Source organism: Novosphingobium profundi (assembly GCF_020524485.1).
GTDB classification, from domain to species: Bacteria; Pseudomonadota; Alphaproteobacteria; order Sphingomonadales; family Sphingomonadaceae; genus Novosphingobium; species Novosphingobium profundi_A.
On sequence record NZ_JAIVLF010000003.1, the window covers coordinates 325,963 to 343,072 of the forward strand.

Annotated in this window: 16 protein-coding genes; 9 read left to right on the forward strand and 7 right to left on the reverse strand. The window is 65.0% G+C overall.

All coding sequences use genetic code 11. From position 1 onward, the window contains the following. Positions 1 to 13: 13 nt before the first annotated feature. From LC060_RS07720 to LC060_RS07730, 3 genes are read left to right on the forward strand one after another with little or no spacing between them, the layout of a single operon-like run. Positions 14 to 901 carry a 3-keto-5-aminohexanoate cleavage protein gene (locus tag LC060_RS07720; protein WP_226634212.1) on the forward strand — a complete coding sequence of 296 codons (888 nt, stop codon included), beginning with the start codon at positions 14 to 16 and terminating at the stop codon, positions 899 to 901. 48 nt (positions 902 to 949) lie between these two features. After that, a complete protein-coding gene (locus LC060_RS07725; RefSeq protein WP_226634214.1) occupies positions 950 to 1,861 on the forward strand; it encodes an SDR family oxidoreductase in 912 nt (303 codons plus the stop codon). Continuing rightward, positions 1,858 to 2,295: a VOC family protein gene (locus LC060_RS07730; RefSeq protein WP_226634217.1), complete on the forward strand. Its 438-nt coding sequence runs from the start codon at positions 1,858 to 1,860 to the stop codon at positions 2,293 to 2,295. The genes LC060_RS07725 and LC060_RS07730 overlap by 4 nt, the downstream gene beginning before the upstream one ends. Positions 2,296 to 2,444: 149 nt before the next feature. Here LC060_RS07730 and LC060_RS07735 read toward each other — a convergent pair whose 3' ends face one another. From LC060_RS07735 to LC060_RS07760, 6 genes are all read right to left on the reverse strand, one after another. Beyond that, positions 2,445 to 3,191: an SDR family NAD(P)-dependent oxidoreductase gene (locus LC060_RS07735; RefSeq protein WP_226634219.1), complete on the reverse strand. Its 747-nt coding sequence runs from the start codon at positions 3,189 to 3,191 to the stop codon at positions 2,445 to 2,447. Positions 3,192 to 3,212: 21 nt separating this feature from the next. Next, positions 3,213 to 4,088, reverse strand: coding sequence for an amidohydrolase family protein (locus LC060_RS07740; RefSeq protein ID WP_226634221.1), 876 nt, complete (start codon positions 4,086 to 4,088; stop codon positions 3,213 to 3,215). Beyond that, positions 4,085 to 6,262, reverse strand: coding sequence for a PQQ-dependent dehydrogenase, methanol/ethanol family (locus tag LC060_RS07745; protein WP_226635276.1), 2,178 nt, complete (start codon positions 6,260 to 6,262; stop codon positions 4,085 to 4,087). Before LC060_RS07745 ends, LC060_RS07740 begins: the two co-directional genes overlap by 4 nt. A gap of 190 nt (positions 6,263 to 6,452) precedes the next feature. Then, positions 6,453 to 7,250: a glutathione S-transferase family protein gene (locus LC060_RS07750; protein ID WP_226634223.1), complete on the reverse strand. Its 798-nt coding sequence runs from the start codon at positions 7,248 to 7,250 to the stop codon at positions 6,453 to 6,455. Beyond that, a complete protein-coding gene (locus LC060_RS07755) occupies positions 7,250 to 8,017 on the reverse strand; it encodes a glutathione S-transferase family protein (RefSeq protein ID WP_213503393.1) in 768 nt (255 codons plus the stop codon). The genes LC060_RS07750 and LC060_RS07755 overlap by 1 nt, the downstream gene beginning before the upstream one ends. Before the next feature lie 88 nt (positions 8,018 to 8,105). Then, the gene (locus LC060_RS07760) at positions 8,106 to 10,496 is read right to left on the reverse strand and encodes a TonB-dependent receptor (protein WP_226634225.1); all 2,391 of its coding nucleotides are present in this window, start codon (positions 10,494 to 10,496) and stop codon (positions 8,106 to 8,108) included. A gap of 243 nt (positions 10,497 to 10,739) precedes the next feature. Here LC060_RS07760 and LC060_RS07765 point away from each other — a divergent pair, with 243 nt between their 5' ends. Both LC060_RS07765 and LC060_RS07770 read left to right on the forward strand, forming a co-directional pair. After that, on the forward strand, positions 10,740 to 11,528 hold the full coding sequence (locus LC060_RS07765; protein WP_226634226.1) for a CmcJ/NvfI family oxidoreductase: 789 nt from the start codon (positions 10,740 to 10,742) through the stop codon (positions 11,526 to 11,528). A gap of 37 nt (positions 11,529 to 11,565) precedes the next feature. Next, the gene (locus LC060_RS07770) at positions 11,566 to 12,159 is read left to right on the forward strand and encodes a cation diffusion facilitator family transporter (protein ID WP_226634228.1); all 594 of its coding nucleotides are present in this window, start codon (positions 11,566 to 11,568) and stop codon (positions 12,157 to 12,159) included. 86 nt (positions 12,160 to 12,245) lie between these two features. On the opposite strand, the gene ligM is transcribed toward LC060_RS07770, so the two are convergent. After that, positions 12,246 to 13,652 (reverse strand): vanillate/3-O-methylgallate O-demethylase, encoded by a 1,407-nt coding sequence (gene ligM / locus LC060_RS07775; RefSeq protein WP_226634230.1) that lies wholly within the window; start codon positions 13,650 to 13,652, stop codon positions 12,246 to 12,248. 189 nt (positions 13,653 to 13,841) lie between these two features. Between ligM and LC060_RS07780 the strand changes: the two genes are divergently transcribed. The 4 genes from LC060_RS07780 to LC060_RS07795 all read left to right on the forward strand — a co-directional run bounded on the left by LC060_RS07780 (position 13,842) and on the right by LC060_RS07795 (position 16,994). Next, positions 13,842 to 14,327 (forward strand): MarR family winged helix-turn-helix transcriptional regulator, encoded by a 486-nt coding sequence (locus tag LC060_RS07780; RefSeq protein ID WP_226634232.1) that lies wholly within the window; start codon positions 13,842 to 13,844, stop codon positions 14,325 to 14,327. A gap of 131 nt (positions 14,328 to 14,458) precedes the next feature. Beyond that, the gene (locus tag LC060_RS07785) at positions 14,459 to 16,015 is read left to right on the forward strand and encodes an FAD-binding oxidoreductase (RefSeq protein ID WP_226634234.1); all 1,557 of its coding nucleotides are present in this window, start codon (positions 14,459 to 14,461) and stop codon (positions 16,013 to 16,015) included. Then, positions 16,012 to 16,458 (forward strand): c-type cytochrome, encoded by a 447-nt coding sequence (locus LC060_RS07790; protein WP_226634236.1) that lies wholly within the window; start codon positions 16,012 to 16,014, stop codon positions 16,456 to 16,458. Before LC060_RS07785 ends, LC060_RS07790 begins: the two co-directional genes overlap by 4 nt. Next, entirely contained in the window at positions 16,455 to 16,994 is a 540-nt protein-coding gene (locus LC060_RS07795; protein ID WP_226634238.1) for a hypothetical protein, read from the forward strand. Before LC060_RS07790 ends, LC060_RS07795 begins: the two co-directional genes overlap by 4 nt. Positions 16,995 to 17,110 lie beyond the last annotated feature (116 nt).

A 17,110-nucleotide genomic window follows, 5' to 3' on the forward strand; every position in this document is an offset into this window, starting at 1 on the left:
GAGGAGATCCAAATTGGCCAAGAAGGTCTACATTACGTGTGCGGTTACCGGCAGTTCGCCCATGCCGGACCACCCCAACTTCCCGTTCCGTCCCGACCATGTCGCCGCCGAAGCCCTCGCCGCCGCAGAGGCAGGCGCCTCGATCATCCACGTCCACGTGCGTGACGGGAAGACCGGCGAGCCTTCGCAGGCGCTCGACGACTACCGCGAGGTCGTGGGTCTGATTCGCGAGAAAAACCGCGAGGTCATCCTCAACGTGACCACAGGACCGGGCTGCACCTGGATGCAGAGCGAGGAAGATCCCAAGGTGTGCGGCGAAGGCACACTGATGTTCACCGCCGAGCGGCGCCTCGAACACATCCTCGATCTCAAGCCCGACATGTGCACCCTCGACATCTGCACCATGCAGTTGTGGGGCGGCGTCGCGATCAACCTCGACCCGATGATCACGCGCATGGGCCACATGATCCAGGACGCGGGCGTCATGCCCGAGATCGAATGCTTCGAAGCTGGTGACTTCGTCTTTGCCGACGACCTCATGGCTAAGGGCGCGATCCCCAAGAACGTCCCTTTCTCTTTCGTGCTGGGCACCAAGTACGGCCTGCCCGCTACCCCCGAAGCGATGATGTACGCGGCCAATCAGATCCCGCGCGGCGCGGCCTTCACCGGCTTTGGCGTCAGCCGTCATTCCTACCCGATGGCCGCGCAGTCGGTGCTTCTGGGCGGGCACGTGCGCGTCGGCTTCGAGGACACGATCTGGCTGCGCAAGGGCCAGCTTGCCCCCGACAACGCCGCCCACGTGCGCTGGGCCGTCGACCTCATCAACCGCATGGGCGCCGAGGTATCGAGCGCAGGCGAAACGCGCGACCTTCTGGGCCTGGCGAACCACGCCTACGCCTGAGCGCGTCCGTCACCATCTGAGAGAGCATAAAGAGGGAGTGGAGAGGACATGACACAGGTAAAGGGACGCACCGCGTTCATCACCGGCGGCGGTTCGGGCGTGGCGCTCGGCCAGGCCAAGGTTTTCGCCAAGGCCGGCTGCAAGGTCGCCATTGCCGACATCCGCCAGGATCACCTCGACGAGGCCATGGCCTGGTTCGAGGCCGAGAACGCCAAGGGCGCGAACTACGAGGTAATGGCGGTCAAGCTCGATATCACCGACCGCGAGGCCTACGCAAAAGTCGCCGACGAGGTGGAAGCGAAGCTGGGGCCCGTCGAACTGCTGTTCAACACCGCCGGGGTCTCGCACTTCGGCGCGATCCAGGACGCCACTTACGACGACTGGGACTGGCAGATCGACGTCAACCTGCGCGGCGTGATCAATGGCGTGCGCACGTTCGTGCCGCGCATGATCGAGCGCGGCAACGGCGGCCACGTGATCAACACCGCCTCGATGTCGGCCTTCGTGGCGCTCAAGGGCACGGGCATCTACTGCACCACCAAGATGGCGGTGCGCGGCCTCACCGAGACCCTGGCCCTCGATCTGGAAGAGCATGGCATCGGCGTGTCGCTGCTGTGCCCGGGCGCGGTCAACACGAACATTCACGAGGCGCTGCTGACCCGCCCCAAGCACCTGGCGGACACCGGCTACTACCAGGCCGGGCCGGAGATGTTCGCGCACCTCAAGAACGTGATCGAATGCGGCATGGAGCCCGAGACGCTGGCGAACCACGTCCTGAAGGCCGTGGAAGAGAACCAGCTCTACGTCCTCGCCTACCCGGAATTCCGAAAGCCCCTGGAAGACATCCATGCGCGCGTCATGGCGGCTCTCGCCAAGCCCGAGGACGATCCCGACTACGACCGGCGCGTGGCGCACGGCGTGCCGGGCGGCGAGGCCAAGGAGGAGGAAAAGACGGCATGAACAGCCCCTTCCTCCAGTTCGAGACGCGGGTGCGAGCCCGCGTCGTCGCCCTCGACCACTTCTGCGTGGTCGCCTCGGACCTCGACCGTTCGGAAGCCTTCTACCGCGATGTGCTGTCGCTGGAATCGTGCCCTGCGCCCGCCCCGCTTACCCGCGAGACCGCGCGCTGGATCTACGATCACGAGGAGCGTCCGATCATCCACCTCAACGCGAAGTCCGCGCCGCGCGCGATGGACCGCGATATGAAGAAGGGCCCGACCGGCGCGCTGCACCACATTGCGCTGCGTTGCGAGGGCTTCGACGACATCCGCGATCGTCTGGAAGACCGCGGCCTCACCTATGAGAGCAACGTGATCCAGTCGATTGGCCTGCGGCAGATCTTCGTGCACGATCCCGACGGGGTGCTGCTGGAGCTCAACTTCTTCGAGGATTGAAGAAGGAAGGATTGTTCGAAGGGGCCATCGCCCCTTGACCCCGGAATGGGCAACCTCACCATTCTCGGCCAGGGATGCTTGTCAGAGGTGAGGTTGACAGTTTTGGGAGCCCGAGGGCGATGGCCCTCGGAATCGTTCTTCTGCCTTCCTTAAACAGAAAGCGTACCCAGCACCCCGCCATCGACCGCAAGGCTCTGCCCGGTCACGTGCGAGGCCGCATCCGAAAGCAGGAACGCGGCCACCGCGCCCAGTTCATCGGCACTTCCGGTGCGCCTCTGCGGCACGCGCGCGGCGATCTGCTCGAGCGCGTCGGACGGGAGCGCGGCGAACATCTCGGTGTCGATGAAACCGGGCACCACGCAATTGCAGCGAACGCCATGGGGCGCCGCTTCCAGCGCGACCGCGCGCGCAAGCCCCAGCACCGCGTGCTTGGAAGCCACGTACGCGACGTTGTTGGCCATGCCGCGCTCGCTCGCGAGGCTCCCTGTCACCAGGATCGCGCCGCTTCCGCGTGCTTTCATCGCCGGCAGCACCTGCGCGATGGCGCGATAGGGGGCCGTCAGGTTGACGTTGAGAACCTGCGCGAAAGCCTCCTCGCCATAGTCCTCCACGGCTGCGAAGGAGCCGCCTGTCCCGGCGTTGAGGAAGAGGCCGTCAATCGGCCCGCCCGCCTCCACGGCCGCGTCCAGTGCAGCCGCCTGCGCAGCTCCATCGCTGACGTCGACCGCGAACCAGCGCGCACCCTCGCCCAGTTCGGCAGCCAGAGCCTCAAGCCGTTCGGCCCGGCGGGCCATCAGCGTAACCGCCCCGCCACGCGCCGCGATGGCCTTCGCGGTGGCTGCCCCGATCCCGCTCGACGCGCCGGTGACGATGATGTGCTTGCCAGTGAAATCCATGAGCCTTGCCTTCTTGCCCTCTCAGCCCGCGAGCCCCAGAACCCGCGCGGCGTTGTCCTTCATGATGCCCGGCATGACCTCGTCCTTGAAGCCGATTCCCCTGGCCGCCTCGATCCACTTGTCTGGGCGGATCAGCGGAAAGTCGGAGCCGAACATCATCTTGTGTCTGAGCTGCCCGTTCGCGTAGCGCACGATCTGCGGCGGAAAATATTTCGGGCTCCAGCCGGAAAGATCGATGAAGACGTTCTCCTTGTGGAGCGCCATCGACAGGCTCTCATCCACCCAGGGCCAGCTGGGATGCGCAAGGATGATCTTCATGTCCGGGAAGTCCACCGCGACATCGTCGACCAGCATAGGGCGCCCGTATTTCAGGCGTAGCCCCCCGCCGCCGCGCATGCCGGTGCCCATGCCCGAATGGCCGGTGTGGAAGATGGCGGGCAGGCCGTACTCGGCGATGACTTCGTAGATGGGGTAGCCGACCCGGTCGGCCGGGTGGCAGTCCTGCATGATGGCGTGGAACTTGAAGCCGCGCACGCCATGGTTCTCGATAAGGTCGCGGGCCTCGCGCGCGCCCATCCTCCCCTTGCGCGGGTCGATCGAGGCGAAGGGAATGCACACGTCGGAATTCGCCGCGGCAAACTCGGCCACTTCGTAGTTCGAGACACGCTTGGCCCCCACACCGCTCTCGCAATCGACCGTGAAGAGGCAGAAGGCGATGTTCTGCTCCCGGTAGATCTGCGCGATCTCGGGCATCTTCGGGCGTTCGCGCGGCGCCTTGAAATAGGCTGATGCCGCATCGAAGAACTGCGCCATCACCGGGTCTTCGGGATCGTGGCAGGAGACTTCGGCGTGCACGTGGACATCGATGGCGGCAAGCCGCGCGAGATCGAGGGTCACGGACGGCGGCCCGTCGCCTGCTGGTCCTTCACGATCTGCGCGGCGGCCTTGGTTGCCTCGCTGGCTGGGACACTGGGGGTGGCCTTGGGCGCCTTGCCCGACTTGGCCTCGAGCGCCTTGTCCTCGTTCGCACGGTGGATGATGTACTGGCGCACGTCCTCCACTTCCTCCGGTTTCAGAGTGTCGGCGAAGCTGACCATGCCGAGATCCTCGAGCGCGCCGTCGTGGACGACCTGCTGGAAGGCGTCGTGGTCCTGGATGAAGCCCGAGCGGCGAAGGTCGGGCAGCACACCGCCACCGATCGCCGCATCGCCGTGGCAGGTGGAGCAGAAGCGTCCGAAGCGATAGGCGCCGCGCGCGGCCTGTTCCTTCGTCCCGGCAAACGGCGGCGGGTCGAGCGGGAGTTCATCGAGCGTCAGCGGCTCAGACAGCTTGGCCTTGCCATCAAGCTTGAAGACGAGAAGGCGGCTGACATTGCGCACCGGTCCGCCATCCTGCGAAAGGATGCCCGGCGCCAGCGCCCAGATCCCACCCCAGCCCGCGACCAGAGCCACGTACTGCGTACCGTCGATCTCGTAGGTGATCGGGGGCGCGACGACCCCGGTCTGGACCGGATAGGACCACAGCTCCTTGCCCGTGTCCGACGCATAGGCGACGAGATTGCTTTTCATGTTGCCCTGGAAGACGAGACCCCCGCCCGTTGCCAGCACACCGCCGTTGTTGACGCTGGGCAACGTGACCTTCCAGCGCGCCTTCTGCGCGACCGGGTCCCAGGCAATCAGTTCGCCCTTGGTCGCATCGGCTGCGGCCTTGCGCACCGCCGGATCCGCCGGCATCGCACCTGCCGACATGTCGACGCCGGTGTTGAAGCCCTTGGGCTTGGACTTCCAGTCCTTGTCGGGGAAATAGGGCAAGGAGGCGAGCTGGGCGGGAATGTAGACCAGCTTGTCCTTGGGGCTATAGGCCATCGGGTGCCACGAGTGCGCGCCGCCAGCGCCCGGCGATCCGATGAACATCTTGCCCGTCTTGTAGTAGCGCGCCTCGGGGTTCTCGATCGGACGACCCGTCACGGGATCAAGCCCCGTGGCCCAGTTCACCGGCACGAAGTTCTTGCCCGAGATGAACTGGCCCGTCTCACGGTCAATCACGTAGAAGAAGCCGTTCTTGGGCGCCTGCATCAGCACCTTGCGCGGATTGCCCTCGATTTCGAGGTCGGCCAAGATGATGCTCTGCGTCGCGGTGAAGTCCCAGGTTTCGCCCGGCGTCGTCTGGAAGTGCCAGACATATTCGCCGGTTTCGGGCCGAACCGCCACAATCGAGGAGAGGTAGAGGTTGTCCCCCTTGCCTTCCGAGCGAATCCCCTGGTTCCAGGGGGAGCCGTTGCCCACACCGATGTAAAGCAGGTCGAGCTCGGGATCGTAGGCCATCGAGTCCCAGGCCGTGCCGCCACCACCCTCGGCCCAGTATTCACCGTGCCAGGTCTTTTCCGCGTCCTTGAGGTACTTGGCCTCGTTCTTCCCCGGCGCATCGGGCACCGTGTAGAAGCGCCAGGCCTGCTCGCCGGTCTCGGCATCATAGGCCGTCACGTAGCCGCGCACGCCCATTTCGGCCCCGCCATTGCCGATCACCACCTTGCCCTTCACCACGCGCGGCGCGCCAGTGATGGTGTAAGGCTTGGTGGGATCGACCGTCTCCTTGATCCACAGCGGCTTGCCGGTCTTGCGGTCAAGCGCGACGAGACGCCCGTCGAAAGTGCCCAGGTACAGCTTGTTGCCCCAGGCCGCGAGGCCGCGGTTGACGACGTCGCAGCATCCCTTCACGCCCGCCGAGCCGGGCACCTCGGGATCGTAGTCCCACAGTTGCTTGCCCGTCTTCGCATCGTAGGCGCGCACCTTGGACCAGGCGGTGGTAATGTAGATCACCCCGTCGATGACGAGCGGGGTCGATTCCTGCCCGCGCGAGGTGTCGAGGTCCTGCGACCAGGCCAGCCCCAGCTTGCCCACGGTTTCCCGATTGATCTGGTCGAGCGGGGAGTAGCGCTGCTCGTCGTAAGTGCGCCCGTAACTCAGCCACTCGCTGTCCACGCCCTGTGCGATGAGCTGGCCATCGACACCGTCTTTGCCGCTACCGTCCGCACTTGCCGTGCAGCCGGCAAGAATCAGGGCGCCGGACATCGCAAGCCCGGCCAGCCAGCCGCGCCGGGCCCGCACGCGACCTTGCCTTGCCTGCGAATTGCCCTGCGCGCCCGTCAGCCTGATCATGTGTAAACCCAATCCTCTCGTGCGTTCCTGTGTCCCCCGCGCCTTGTGCCGGCAGGTGGGACCAGGAACCCTCTCTCATCGTGTCTTCGTTTCGTGCCCGGGCTCAGCCCCAGCGATTGATTTCCGGCCCAGGCGCCCAGCTGCGCTCCGGCGCCTCACTCGTGGCCCTTGCCAGTGCCGCCTGAACGCTCGGGCGCGCCTTCACGCGCTTCATCCAGGCCTGGGTCTCGCTCTTACCCTTGAAGGCCTCGGGCACGATCGGCTCCATGCCGACCAGCCAGGCGAAGGTCTCGAAGTCGGCAATGGTCAGCGCGCCCATCAGCCATTCCCGGCCATCGGCAAGCTGCTTCTCGCAGCGTTCGACGGCCTGCATGACCTTGGCCTCGCAGTCCTTGAGCTGCGCATCGTCGGCTTCGCCGTCGCGCACCAGATCCCAGCGCACCTTGAGGTCGGCGCTCACGATGGGCTCCACCTGGGCGGCGAAGGCATCCTCGCTCAGCGCCTCGAGACGCTGGTGCGAGGTGGCCAGATTGCCCAGCAGGGAGGCTGCGGGGGACAGACGCTCGGTGATCTGGCGGCACCACATCATCATTTCCCAGTGCGCATAGGCATCTTCGGGCTGGAGCGAGGTGCCGTCCCCGACCTCGTCGAAGAACTGGGCGAGAAAGACGGATTCGGTCATCGCCTCTCCCTCAATCACCAGGACAGGTCCCTCGCCTTCCACGCCCATGTCGCGGGCGAGCGGCTCGGTAACGCCGGGCAGTGTGTGCCGCTTGCCGCCCAGAAGATCCATGGCGTGACACTCGATATCGAGCGCCACATCAGCGCCGGTCTCGGCCATGGCGGCGAGCACCGCCAGCGAGGGCCCGTTGGGCTCACCGTGATAGAGGATCGTCGCCATCAGATGCGCTCCTGTTCGAGAATGGTCACGCGCTTCACCATGTCGGTGCGGCCCAGCGCCCAGCAGTCCTTGACGGCCTTGCGTGCGTAGATCGCGCGCAGCCAGCGCAGGAGATTGGGGGTAAGTTCGTCGTTGGAAAGCTCGGGCTGGCTCAGCGGAATGGCGTAGGCCAGATTGAAACCGTTGATATCGGCGAGCGAGTAGCTGTCGCTGCCGAGCCATTCGCGCTTGCCCAGTTCCTTCTCCAGCATCGCAATGCCCATCGCCACGCGGCGCTGGCTCTCGGCGATCTCCGCCTCAGAAAAAGTCCCGTAGATGGCCTTGCGCCAGGAGACGCGGCGTTCGGGCATGGGAATGCGCTCGATCGCAGCTTCGAGTTCGGCCGGGTCACGCTGACGCACGACGGGACCGATGAAGACCGACCAGCCGATCATCGAGAAGCTGGGGGCGAGCCACTGGTCCATGAACTTCATCCACCAGCGCACGCGCCAGCGATCACGCGCGTCGGCGGGCATCAGGTCCGGGCCCTCGAAGCACTCGTTCACGTATTCCATGATCGCGGTGCTCTCGACGAGAACCTTGTCGCCATGGGTCATCGCCGGGATCGTTCCTTGCGGGTTGATCGCCAGGTATTCCGGACGGTGCTGATCGAAGTTCAGCATGTCGATGTAGTGGCTGTCGAAGGGAACGCCCTTTTCCATCAGCGCCAGCATCGGCTTGCCCGAGTTGGCGTTGGGCTCCCAGTGGTAAAGCGTGACCTCGGCCATCGCGTCTCTCCCCCGTGCGTCTATCGTATCGAAATGGATGCGGCGGGACAGGCCCGGGGACCTGCCCCGCCGCGAGGGGTTCGGATCGTCAGAACTTCTTCTGCACGGTGAAGGCCCACTCGCGCGGACGGCCCACGTTGGAGTAGGTCGTGCCCGCGCTCGCGTAGAGCGCGGCGAAGCGGATCGGCAGGTAGTAGTACTTGTCGAAGAGGTTCTGGACCTCGAAGGAGATCGCCAGATCCTCGTCCGCGTTGCGCCAGGTCACACGCGCATTGGCGATGGCCCGGGCCGGGTTGAAGTCCAGCTCGCTGCTGCCCGGAAGACGGCCCATGCCCTGCTTGCCGGTGTAGGCGATGTCGAAGCGCGGCGTGACCGTGCCTGCGTTGTCGCCCAGTTCGCCGCGGTACTGGATGCCGAAGCTGCCGCGCCAGTTGGGCGTGGTGAGCGGATCCTCGAGACGGATGTTGTTGCCGACCATGGGGCCGATGCGCTTCCAGTTGCCCTCGATCCAGCTGACAGTCGCGTCGATATCGAGGCCGTAGATCGGGCTCGCCTGGAGCTCGAACTCGACACCGTACATCTCGCCGTCGCCCGCGTTGCTGATCGCGGCGCAGGGAAACGGATCCTCACCCGGCGGGAAACCGTCGAGGATGGCGCAGTCCGCGATGGGAAGCTGCATGTTCTTGTAGTCGTTGTAGAAGCCCGACAGGTTCATGCGCAGCGTACGGCCAAGGAGGTCGGTCTTCACACCCACTTCGTAAGCGGTCAGCGTTTCAGGGTCGAACGTGCCGTTGACGGCCTGGGCCTGGGTAAAGGGACGTGCGGTCACGCCGCCACCCTTGAAGCCCGTGCTGATCGTGGCGTAGGCCAGAACTTCGTCGCTGAAGCGGTAGTCGACCGAGATACGGTAGTCGACGCGGTCGCCGTCGTATTCCGCCACACTGCCATCGAGCGCGCCGACACCGAAGATATCGACCAGCGGGCCGCCGTCCCAAGCCTTGCGCACGAAGGTGTAGTCCTTGTGCTCCTTGGTGTAGCGAAGGCCGCCCGTGACGTTGAGGTTGGGCGTGGGGTGCAGGATAACGGTACCGAACAGCGCCTTGCTGTCGGCGCGGACCGGGTCATCGCCCTGGAACTGGAGGAACAGCGCCGGATTGCCCATGCCGATGTAGCGGATGTCCTGGCGGGTGAAGTAGACCGACTTCTGATCGCTGTAGTAGCCACCCACTGTAAGATCGGCGAAGTCACCCAGTTCCGCGTTGACGCGCAGTTCCTGGCTGAAGAAGCGGAAGGTCAGATCGTTGAAACCGCCGCCGCCGATGTTCGGGTTGGGCGTGTAATCGTCGTCCGTGCCATAGGTCTGCTGGTATTCGCGGTAGGCCGTGATCGACTTGACGTTGATCGAGTCCGAAAGGTTCACCGACATGTCGCTCGACACGCCCCAGCCCCAGAACTTGACCGAGTTGGGCATGTAGTAGGCCTGGCCCGCCTGGCCGCCCGCGGGCAGGTACCAGCTGGCGTAGGTGCAGAACTTGCCGCAACGGAAGTCCGCGCCGGTGAGGTCAGTGTTGTTCTCGGTGATGACACCGGCGGCCGCCGTGCGGTTCTCCCAGGTGTAGTCACCGGTCACGATCCAGTCGAAGCTGTCGGTCGGATTGAAGCGCAGCGATCCGCGCACGCCTGCGTAGTTGCGCTCGCCCAGCTTGTCGACGACGCAGTTGGCCGGGGTCGAGGGATTGCCGGTGATGCCCAGTTCATTGTCCGGGTTCACGCAGCCATAGTCGAGCTGGTCGACATAGCCGTTCTGGTGCTTGTAGACACCTGCGACACGCGCATAGAGATTGTCGGTCAGCGCAAAGTTCATGCTGGCGCGAAGGTCGATGCGTTCACGCGCACCATAGACCACATCCACCTTGCCGCTGCTTCCGGGCTCGGGCTTGACCGAGAACATCTTGATCGCGCCGCCGATCGAGTTGCGGCCGGTCAGGGTGCCCTGCGGTCCGCGCAGGATCTCGACACGCTCCAGGTCGAGCAGGTCCATGATGTTGCCGGTCAGCGTCGCGTAGTAGACATCGTCGATGTACATGCCGACGCCCGGCTCGTAGGCGGGGTTGAAGTCGTACTGGCCGATGCCGCGGATGTAGACGGCCATTGAGGAGCCGAACGCGCCGCCCATTTCAGTCAGCTGCACGTTCGGCGCCTGGCCTGCGACCTGCGAAAGATCGGTCTGATTGCGCGCTTCGAGGAGCGCAGCATCGACTGCGGTGATCGAAAGCGGTGTGTCCTGCAGTTTCTGCGAGCGGAACTGCGCGGTCACGATGATCTCGCGCATCGCGGCATCATTGGTAGTCTGCTGCTGCGGCTCCGAAGCCGTCTCGGCGGTATCCTGCGCCCGCGCGCCGGTAGCTGTGAAAAGCGTGGCCGCCGAAGCGGTTGCGAGCAACGCATAGCGCAGCCCTGATCTGGAATTGATCTGCATATTGGCCCTCTCCTGAACCAGCGCCGGGGATTATGCGTCTCCGTGCGCCTTTCATGCCGTCGCGTTGTGCGACATGTTGTTTGTATGGCATACAATATGCGGAAGGCAAGCCCGGAGAGGTCCGCAGGCGACTTTTTTGGAAGAAGTACAGTTGCCCGGATCACCTATAGGGAAACCGCGAGAGCGCCACGCTCTCACGCGAAAATTGGCATAAAACAACAATGAAATAAGGACTTGAGAGGGATGAATAGACTTGTAGGCACCATCAACTATGCTGCACGGAACGCAGAGCGCATGCTCTACCGGGCTAACGACCACACCCGCGACACCGTTCGTATCGCCCCCGAATCCATGCCGATCCACGATGGACGGGCGCGCGAATCCACGCTGGATTGCAATGGGTACCAAATTGTCTCGGTTGTTATGTCACCCGGCACCAGTGGCCATCTCGAGCCAGCGACCGACGCCGCCTGTGCGCTGATCCGCGATCTGTGCGGCGCTGACCGCGTGGTGGCGACCGCCCCTCCGGTCCACCGCTTCGGGGAACGCTCGGACCTTTCGGGCCAGCTCGACAATTCCCGGCCCGCGCGCTTTGCCCACGTCGACGTCTCGGACACCACCGCCCTCGCCTTCTCCACACGCTCCTGCCCGGACGACCTGGACCACTACCGCCGCAGCGCGCATTACAACCTGTGGTGCGTCACCTCGCCGCCGCCGCAGGACGTGCCGCTGGCGCTGTGCGATGCCCGCTCGTTCGCGCGCGAGGACCTGATCCTCGCGGACGCCGTATTCGACCGGGACGGCGAGGATCTGTGGACCATGGAAAGCTTCGTCCTGGCTTACGCGCCCCGGCACGAATGGGTCTGGTTCCCCGACATGCAGCCGGGCGAAGCGCTTCTCTTCAAGACCTTCGACAGCGATGCCGACGCGGCAACCTGCGTGCCCCATGTCGCCTTCGACAACCCGCTCGCCCCGCCCGGCACGCCGCCGCGCAGCTCGGTGGAACTGCGCTTCATCGCCTACTGGGCCTGAGCTTGGCCACGCGTAGCCGGCCCGCTATTCTGCCCGCATGAGCGATTGCGGATGCCGCCCGACGGGCCTCGAAACCACCTCCCAGCGCCGCGCCCTCGTCGTGGCGCTGGGGCTCAACGCGGTCATGTTCGTGGTCGAGACCGCCGCAGGCCTCCACGCCGATTCGGCGAGCCTGCTCGCCGACGGCCTCGACATGGCCACCGACGCCTCGGTCTATGCCGTCGCGCTCCTCGCCCTCACCCGCAGCGCCCGCTTCAAGAAGGGCGCGGCAACGTGGAGCGGCGCCCTCCTCTTTCTCGTCGGCGTGGGCGTGGTGCTCGAAACCGTGCGCCGGGCCTTTGCGGGCGCGGAGCCCGGCGGCCTGTGGATGATGGCGGTCGGTCTCCTCGCACTGGCGGTGAACGCTTATGTCCTGCGCCTGCTCGCGCGCCAGCGCAGCGCCGAAGTCCACATGCGCGCCGCCTGGATCTTCACCCGCGCCGACGTCATCGCCAACGCCGCCGTCCTTGTCTCGGGCGCCCTGGTCTGGGCTACCGGCATCATCGCCTTCGACCTTGCTGTCGGCCTTGCCATCGGTGTCTACGTCATCAAGGAAGCCTTCGAGATCCTGCGCGAAGCACGCGACGCATAGTCCCAGCGCCCTCCTGCTGCACCCAAAAGAAAAGGCCGCCCGGATCGAAATCCGGGCGGCCCTTCTTCATCGGGAGAGCGAAAGGATCAGGCGTCGGCCTTCACGGTGCGCCAGCCTTCCTGGTAGCTTTCACGCGCAACGCGCGAGTAGGGAACCGGCGAGACGATGGCGCGCACGGCAAGCTGCTTGTGCGGCTCGACGGTCGACTTCTTGGTGCCACCGTTCTCTTCGCCCCACAGCACGGTGACTTCGTCGCCGATCTGCGTTTCGGGGTCGACAGTCGCCAGGCTCAGCGCCTGCTTCTCGTTGTAGGAGAAGCCGGTGAACATCGAGTAGCCGATGGTCTTGCCCGAAGCGTCGCGCACCGCGTCGTAGTTGGACGAAGCGTAGTTCGCGAGCGGCACGTCGAAGAACTTGTAGGCTTCGCCGTCCGGATCGAACATCGAGGCCATGATCTTGGCCATGTCTTCCGGATGCCAGGCCAGCGTGACCTTCTTGCGCTGCTTGGCCGGGTCGAGAGCTTCGAGCGCTTCACGGCCAATGAAGTCGTGGTCGAACTTCACGAAGTTGCCGTAGCCCAGTTCCCAGGGGTTCAGGTAGTAGTCCTCGATGTCGTCCGACACGAACGAACCGCCGATCGAACCGGTCGCCTCGTAGCTGTTCGCGCCGAGCCACTCGCGGAAGCCCTTGAGCTTCTCGCCGGTGTAGATGGCGGGCAGCGGCGAGGGGATCCAGCCCGATTCCAGCGTGTTCGAGGGGTACGCACGGCTGCCGCACGGGATCAGGCCGAATTCCTTGCCCGCTTCCAGAATGGCGGCGCGGATTTCTTCCTGCTCTTCATAGGGGCCCCAGATTTCGAGACCCGGCGCGCCCGACATGCCGTGACGCAGCGTGCGCACGGTCTTGCCGGCAATGTTCATGGTGCTCATGTTGAAGAACTTGAGCTTCTCGAGCGGGCCGCCGTGCAGCTTCTCGATCACGTCCCAGGCCTTGGGACCCTGAATCTGGAAGCGCCATTCCTTGCGCTGCACCGGCTTGCCCATCGGGCGCATCGGCGAGCGGTCGTCAAGCTCGATCTCGCAATCGTAGCCGCCGGTCTCGGCCTGGTAACGCAGCCAGTTCGACGCGGGCGCGCGTCCGACGTACGTGAAGCTTTCCTCTTCTTCCCAGAAGATGATGCCGTCACCGATGACGTGGCCGTAAGGCGTGGTCGGGACGTACTGCTTGGCCTTGTTCACGGTCCAGCCCTTGGGGCTGTTGATCATCGTGTCGGTCAGGAGCTTGAGCGCGTCCTTGCCGCGGATGTAGAGATTGACCATGTGGTGCGACTGGTCGAACAGGACGGCGCTGTGCTGCCAAGCCCACTGCTCCGAACGCCAGTTGGAAAATTCGGGCGCCACAACGGGGTACACGTAGGCGCCAAGCTGCGAATTGCGCAGCATCTCAACGATATTGCCGGTCCCCTGCAGGACCTGCTCGAGATTGTCAGCCATCTCACCTCTCCAAAAAATTCAGCCACAGCCTCGCTGCGTGCCGGAAGAGAGTATCGCGCGCCCTGAACCCGCACAAGAGAAAAGGTTCGTGGAACGAACTAATATCTTTCATGTTATTGATATATAGATCTATTTTTTGTTTTCATGCGATGACTTGCGCGATCTGTGCGACGGGCTAAGCATGAGCGCGTGGGCACGAACGAACCAAAATCCGACACTCCCGACGCCTCCGCACAGGCGGAAGGACGCGGCGATCTCGACTCGATCCTGGGCTTCCATATCCGGTTGGCCCACGGCGCGGTCTATCGCCATTTCACCGAGACCTTCACCGACCTGGGCCTGACCCAGAAGCAGGTCTCGGTGCTCTGGACCGTGGCCGAGCAGCCCGGCCTGTTCCAGGCGGATCTGGGCCAACAACTTCAGATGGACCGCGCGACCACGACCGAGATCATCAACCGCCTGGCCGCGCGCGATCTCCTGCGCCGCGAGCCCTCCCCGCTCGACCGCCGCAAGAGCTCGCTCCACCTCCAGCCAGAGGGCGAGCGCGTACTCGAAGAGGCGCGCACATCCATTCTCGCGCATGAGACCTGGCTCAAGGAGCGCTTCAGCGACGCCGAAGTGGCGACGCTGATCGGTCTGCTCACCCGCATCCACAGCCTGCCTCCGACCGACTGAGCCTCCTTGCACCTGCGCCGCGTTGACAGGCGCACGCGCCTCCTGCAAAGTAACGAACGTTACTAATAAGGTGGCAGCCACCCCTTGCGCCTCCCAGGCGCAGGACCTGGCTTGCGACAAGGTGGAGAGCGATGGTTTCGAAACGTGCGCAGGGGCCCGACCCGGCCCGCATCCGGCAGGCGCGGGCCGCCTTCCAGGCGGCGCTGGGCGCCGACAATGTCTTTTTCGGTGAAGAGGATGCGGCCGCCTACAACGACAAGTTCGCGGTGGACGACACGCTCCACCACCCTTCAGGCGCCATCGCGCCGGGGAGCGCGGAGGAAGTCCAGGCCGCGCTGCGCATCGCGTCTGAGGTCGGCATCCCGCTCTGGCCGATCAGCCGTGGCAAGAACCTGGGCTACGGCGGCAGCGCGCCAGTCCTCGCCGGCTCGGTCATCCTCGATCTCTCCCGCATGAAGAGAATCGAGTACGACGAGGAGAACGGCACCGTCCTGCTCGAGCCTGGTGTGGGCTTCTACGACCTCTACGACTTCCTCAAGGCCCGGGGCATGAAGCATTGGCTTTCAACACCCGGAAACTCGTGGGGCTCGGTCGTCGGCAACGCCCTCGACCGGGGCGTGGGCTATACCCCCTACGGCGAGAACACGAGCAAGATCTGCGGGATGGAAGTGGCGCTGGCGGACGGTTCGCTGGTGCGCACCGGGATGGGCGCGCTCGAAGGCTCGCCTACCTGGCAGCTCTACCGCTACGGCTTCGGCCCGGCTTGGGACCAGCTCTTCGTACAGTCGAACTTCGGGGTCGTCACCAAGATGGGTCTTTGGCTCATGCCCGAACCCGAATCGCTGATGGGCATGGATGTCGAGTTCGACAATCCCGAGGACCTGCGGCCTCTCATCGACACGCTCGCCCCCTTGCGCCGTGAGGGCCTGCTCCAGCAGTCGCCCACCATCGGCAACTGGCTGCGCGCGGCAGCCGTCCTCACCACGCGCTCGGAATGGACAGACCAGCCCGGCGCGCTGAGCGACGAGGTGATCTCGGCAATCCGCAAGAAGTATCGCGTGGGCTGGTGGGGCGTGAGCCTGCGCCTCTATGGCCGCGAGGAGGTGAACAAGGCCGCCTATCCGATCCTGGAGAAGGCCATGAACGACCTGAAGCCGCTCTCCATGCGCCCGGCGCAATGGAAGCGCGGCGAGCCGCTGGAGAATTCAGGGTGGACCGGCACGCCGATCAGTTTTCCGATGCAGAACGCCAACTGGCACGGCGGGCGCGGCGGACATATCGGCTTCTCGCCGGTGCTGCCCCAGTCGGGCACGGCCGCCATGGCGCAGTTCAAGCGGACCTATGACCGCTACCGCGAATACGGCATGGACTACCAGGCCAGCTTCGCCTTCGGCGAGCGCCATCTCATCAACGTCAACGCGGTCCTCCTCGACAAGGACGATCCTGCCATGATGGGCCGGGTGGATCCCTTCCTGCGCCAGCTCGTCGCCGACGCGAAGGCGCAAGGTTATGGCGAGTACCGCACCCATCTCGACTACATGGACCTCGTCGCCTCGACGTACGATTTCAATGACAACGCCCTGCTGAAGCTCAACGAGCGCGTGAAGAACGCGCTTGATCCCGCGGGGGTCATCGCGCCCGGCAAGAGCGGTATCTGGCCCGGCGCCAAGGGAGGAACCTGCGCATGAGTACGCTTTCCAAGTCGGCGCTGACAGGTGCCTGCACGGCCGTTCTCATCGCTGTCGCGGCATGTGGCACCGGAGCCCCGGCCCAGGACGCCAAGGACGCGCCACAAGGCGGCCCGCCGCCGATGCCCGCGCCCGTTACGCTCTCCTCGCGCCCCGACGCGGGGCCGGGCGAAAAGCTCTTCATCGAGAAGTGCGTGATGTGCCACGGCCCCAACGGGATGGGTACCGGCCTTCTTGCGCGCCGCATGGACGTGGCCCTGCTCGAAGAGCGCGAGGACCTTCCCGCCGACTACGTCATCCAGGCCGCGCGCATGGGCATCGGCAACATGCCCGCGATCCCGCGCGGCGAAGTGAGCGATGCCGATTTGCAGCAGATCGCTGACTACCTCGCGAGCAAGACGCCCAAGGACATGGGCGGCACGATGGGAGGAGCGGCACGATGACGACGCTGGCCCGGCGCGAACTGCTCGCCCTCACCGCTGCGGGCGTGCCGCTGGCAGCCCTTGGCTCCACGCTTCTCGCCTCCGGAGCAAGCGCAGCCACCGCGCCCACCGCCCTCTTGCATGACGCGACACTTCCCGACGCGCGGCGCTTTGCCGCCCGCGCCGCCCAGCTTGGCCAGACCTCGCAAGCCCTCGCCGGAGACCCCGTACGCCAAGCCCAGGCGCTCTTTGCACGCCGTCCCCAGGTCGTGTTCGGAGTTAGCCGGGCAAGCGACCGCCTGCTCTTTACAGAGGTCGCGCGCGAGGCCGGCTACGAGGAACTTGTCCAGATTGCCCAGCGCGCCGGATGTATCCATGAGAGCCGCTGCCGGAGTGGCGCCGAAGCCTTCGCGGCCCTCGCCCGCGCGAGTGGCCCCAACTGGCCGCGCGCCTTCGCCGAACTGGCTCTGGGGGCCGCGCCGCTAACGGACGCCCTGGAGATACAGGGAGCGGATGCGCCGACCAGCTTCAGCTGGGTGCTACGTCGAAAGGGGTGATCTTGCCCACAAAAAAGCCCTTCCGGAACGGCGGCTCCGGAAGGGCTTTTTTTTATTTCAGAAGATACAAGAAGATATTCCGAGGGCCATCGCCCTCGGGCTCCCCGAACCGGCGA

Bases quoted from the DNA above. Each gene is read 5' to 3' on its own strand.
- LC060_RS07730 (WP_226634217.1), top strand. From the start codon at position 1,858: ATGAACAGCCCCTTCCTCCAGTTCGAGACGCGGGTGCGAGCCCGCGTC.
- LC060_RS07795 (WP_226634238.1), top strand. From the start codon at position 16,455: ATGACGACGCTGGCCCGGCGCGAACTGCTCGCCCTCACCGCTGCGGGC.
- LC060_RS07750 (WP_226634223.1), bottom strand. From the start codon at position 7,250: ATGGCGACGATCCTCTATCACGGTGAGCCCAACGGGCCCTCGCTGGCG.
- LC060_RS07765 (WP_226634226.1), top strand. From the start codon at position 10,740: ATGAATAGACTTGTAGGCACCATCAACTATGCTGCACGGAACGCAGAG.
- LC060_RS07785 (WP_226634234.1), top strand. From the start codon at position 14,459: ATGGTTTCGAAACGTGCGCAGGGGCCCGACCCGGCCCGCATCCGGCAG.
- LC060_RS07790 (WP_226634236.1), top strand. From the start codon at position 16,012: ATGAGTACGCTTTCCAAGTCGGCGCTGACAGGTGCCTGCACGGCCGTT.
- LC060_RS07760 (WP_226634225.1), bottom strand. From the start codon at position 10,496: ATGCAGATCAATTCCAGATCAGGGCTGCGCTATGCGTTGCTCGCAACC.
- LC060_RS07755 (WP_213503393.1), bottom strand. From the start codon at position 8,017: ATGGCCGAGGTCACGCTTTACCACTGGGAGCCCAACGCCAACTCGGGC.
- LC060_RS07745 (WP_226635276.1), bottom strand. From the start codon at position 6,262: ATGTCCGGCGCCCTGATTCTTGCCGGCTGCACGGCAAGTGCGGACGGT.
- ligM (WP_226634230.1), bottom strand. From the start codon at position 13,652: ATGGCTGACAATCTCGAGCAGGTCCTGCAGGGGACCGGCAATATCGTT.
- LC060_RS07770 (WP_226634228.1), top strand. From the start codon at position 11,566: ATGAGCGATTGCGGATGCCGCCCGACGGGCCTCGAAACCACCTCCCAG.
- LC060_RS07725 (WP_226634214.1), top strand. From the start codon at position 950: ATGACACAGGTAAAGGGACGCACCGCGTTCATCACCGGCGGCGGTTCG.
- LC060_RS07735 (WP_226634219.1), bottom strand. From the start codon at position 3,191: ATGGATTTCACTGGCAAGCACATCATCGTCACCGGCGCGTCGAGCGGG.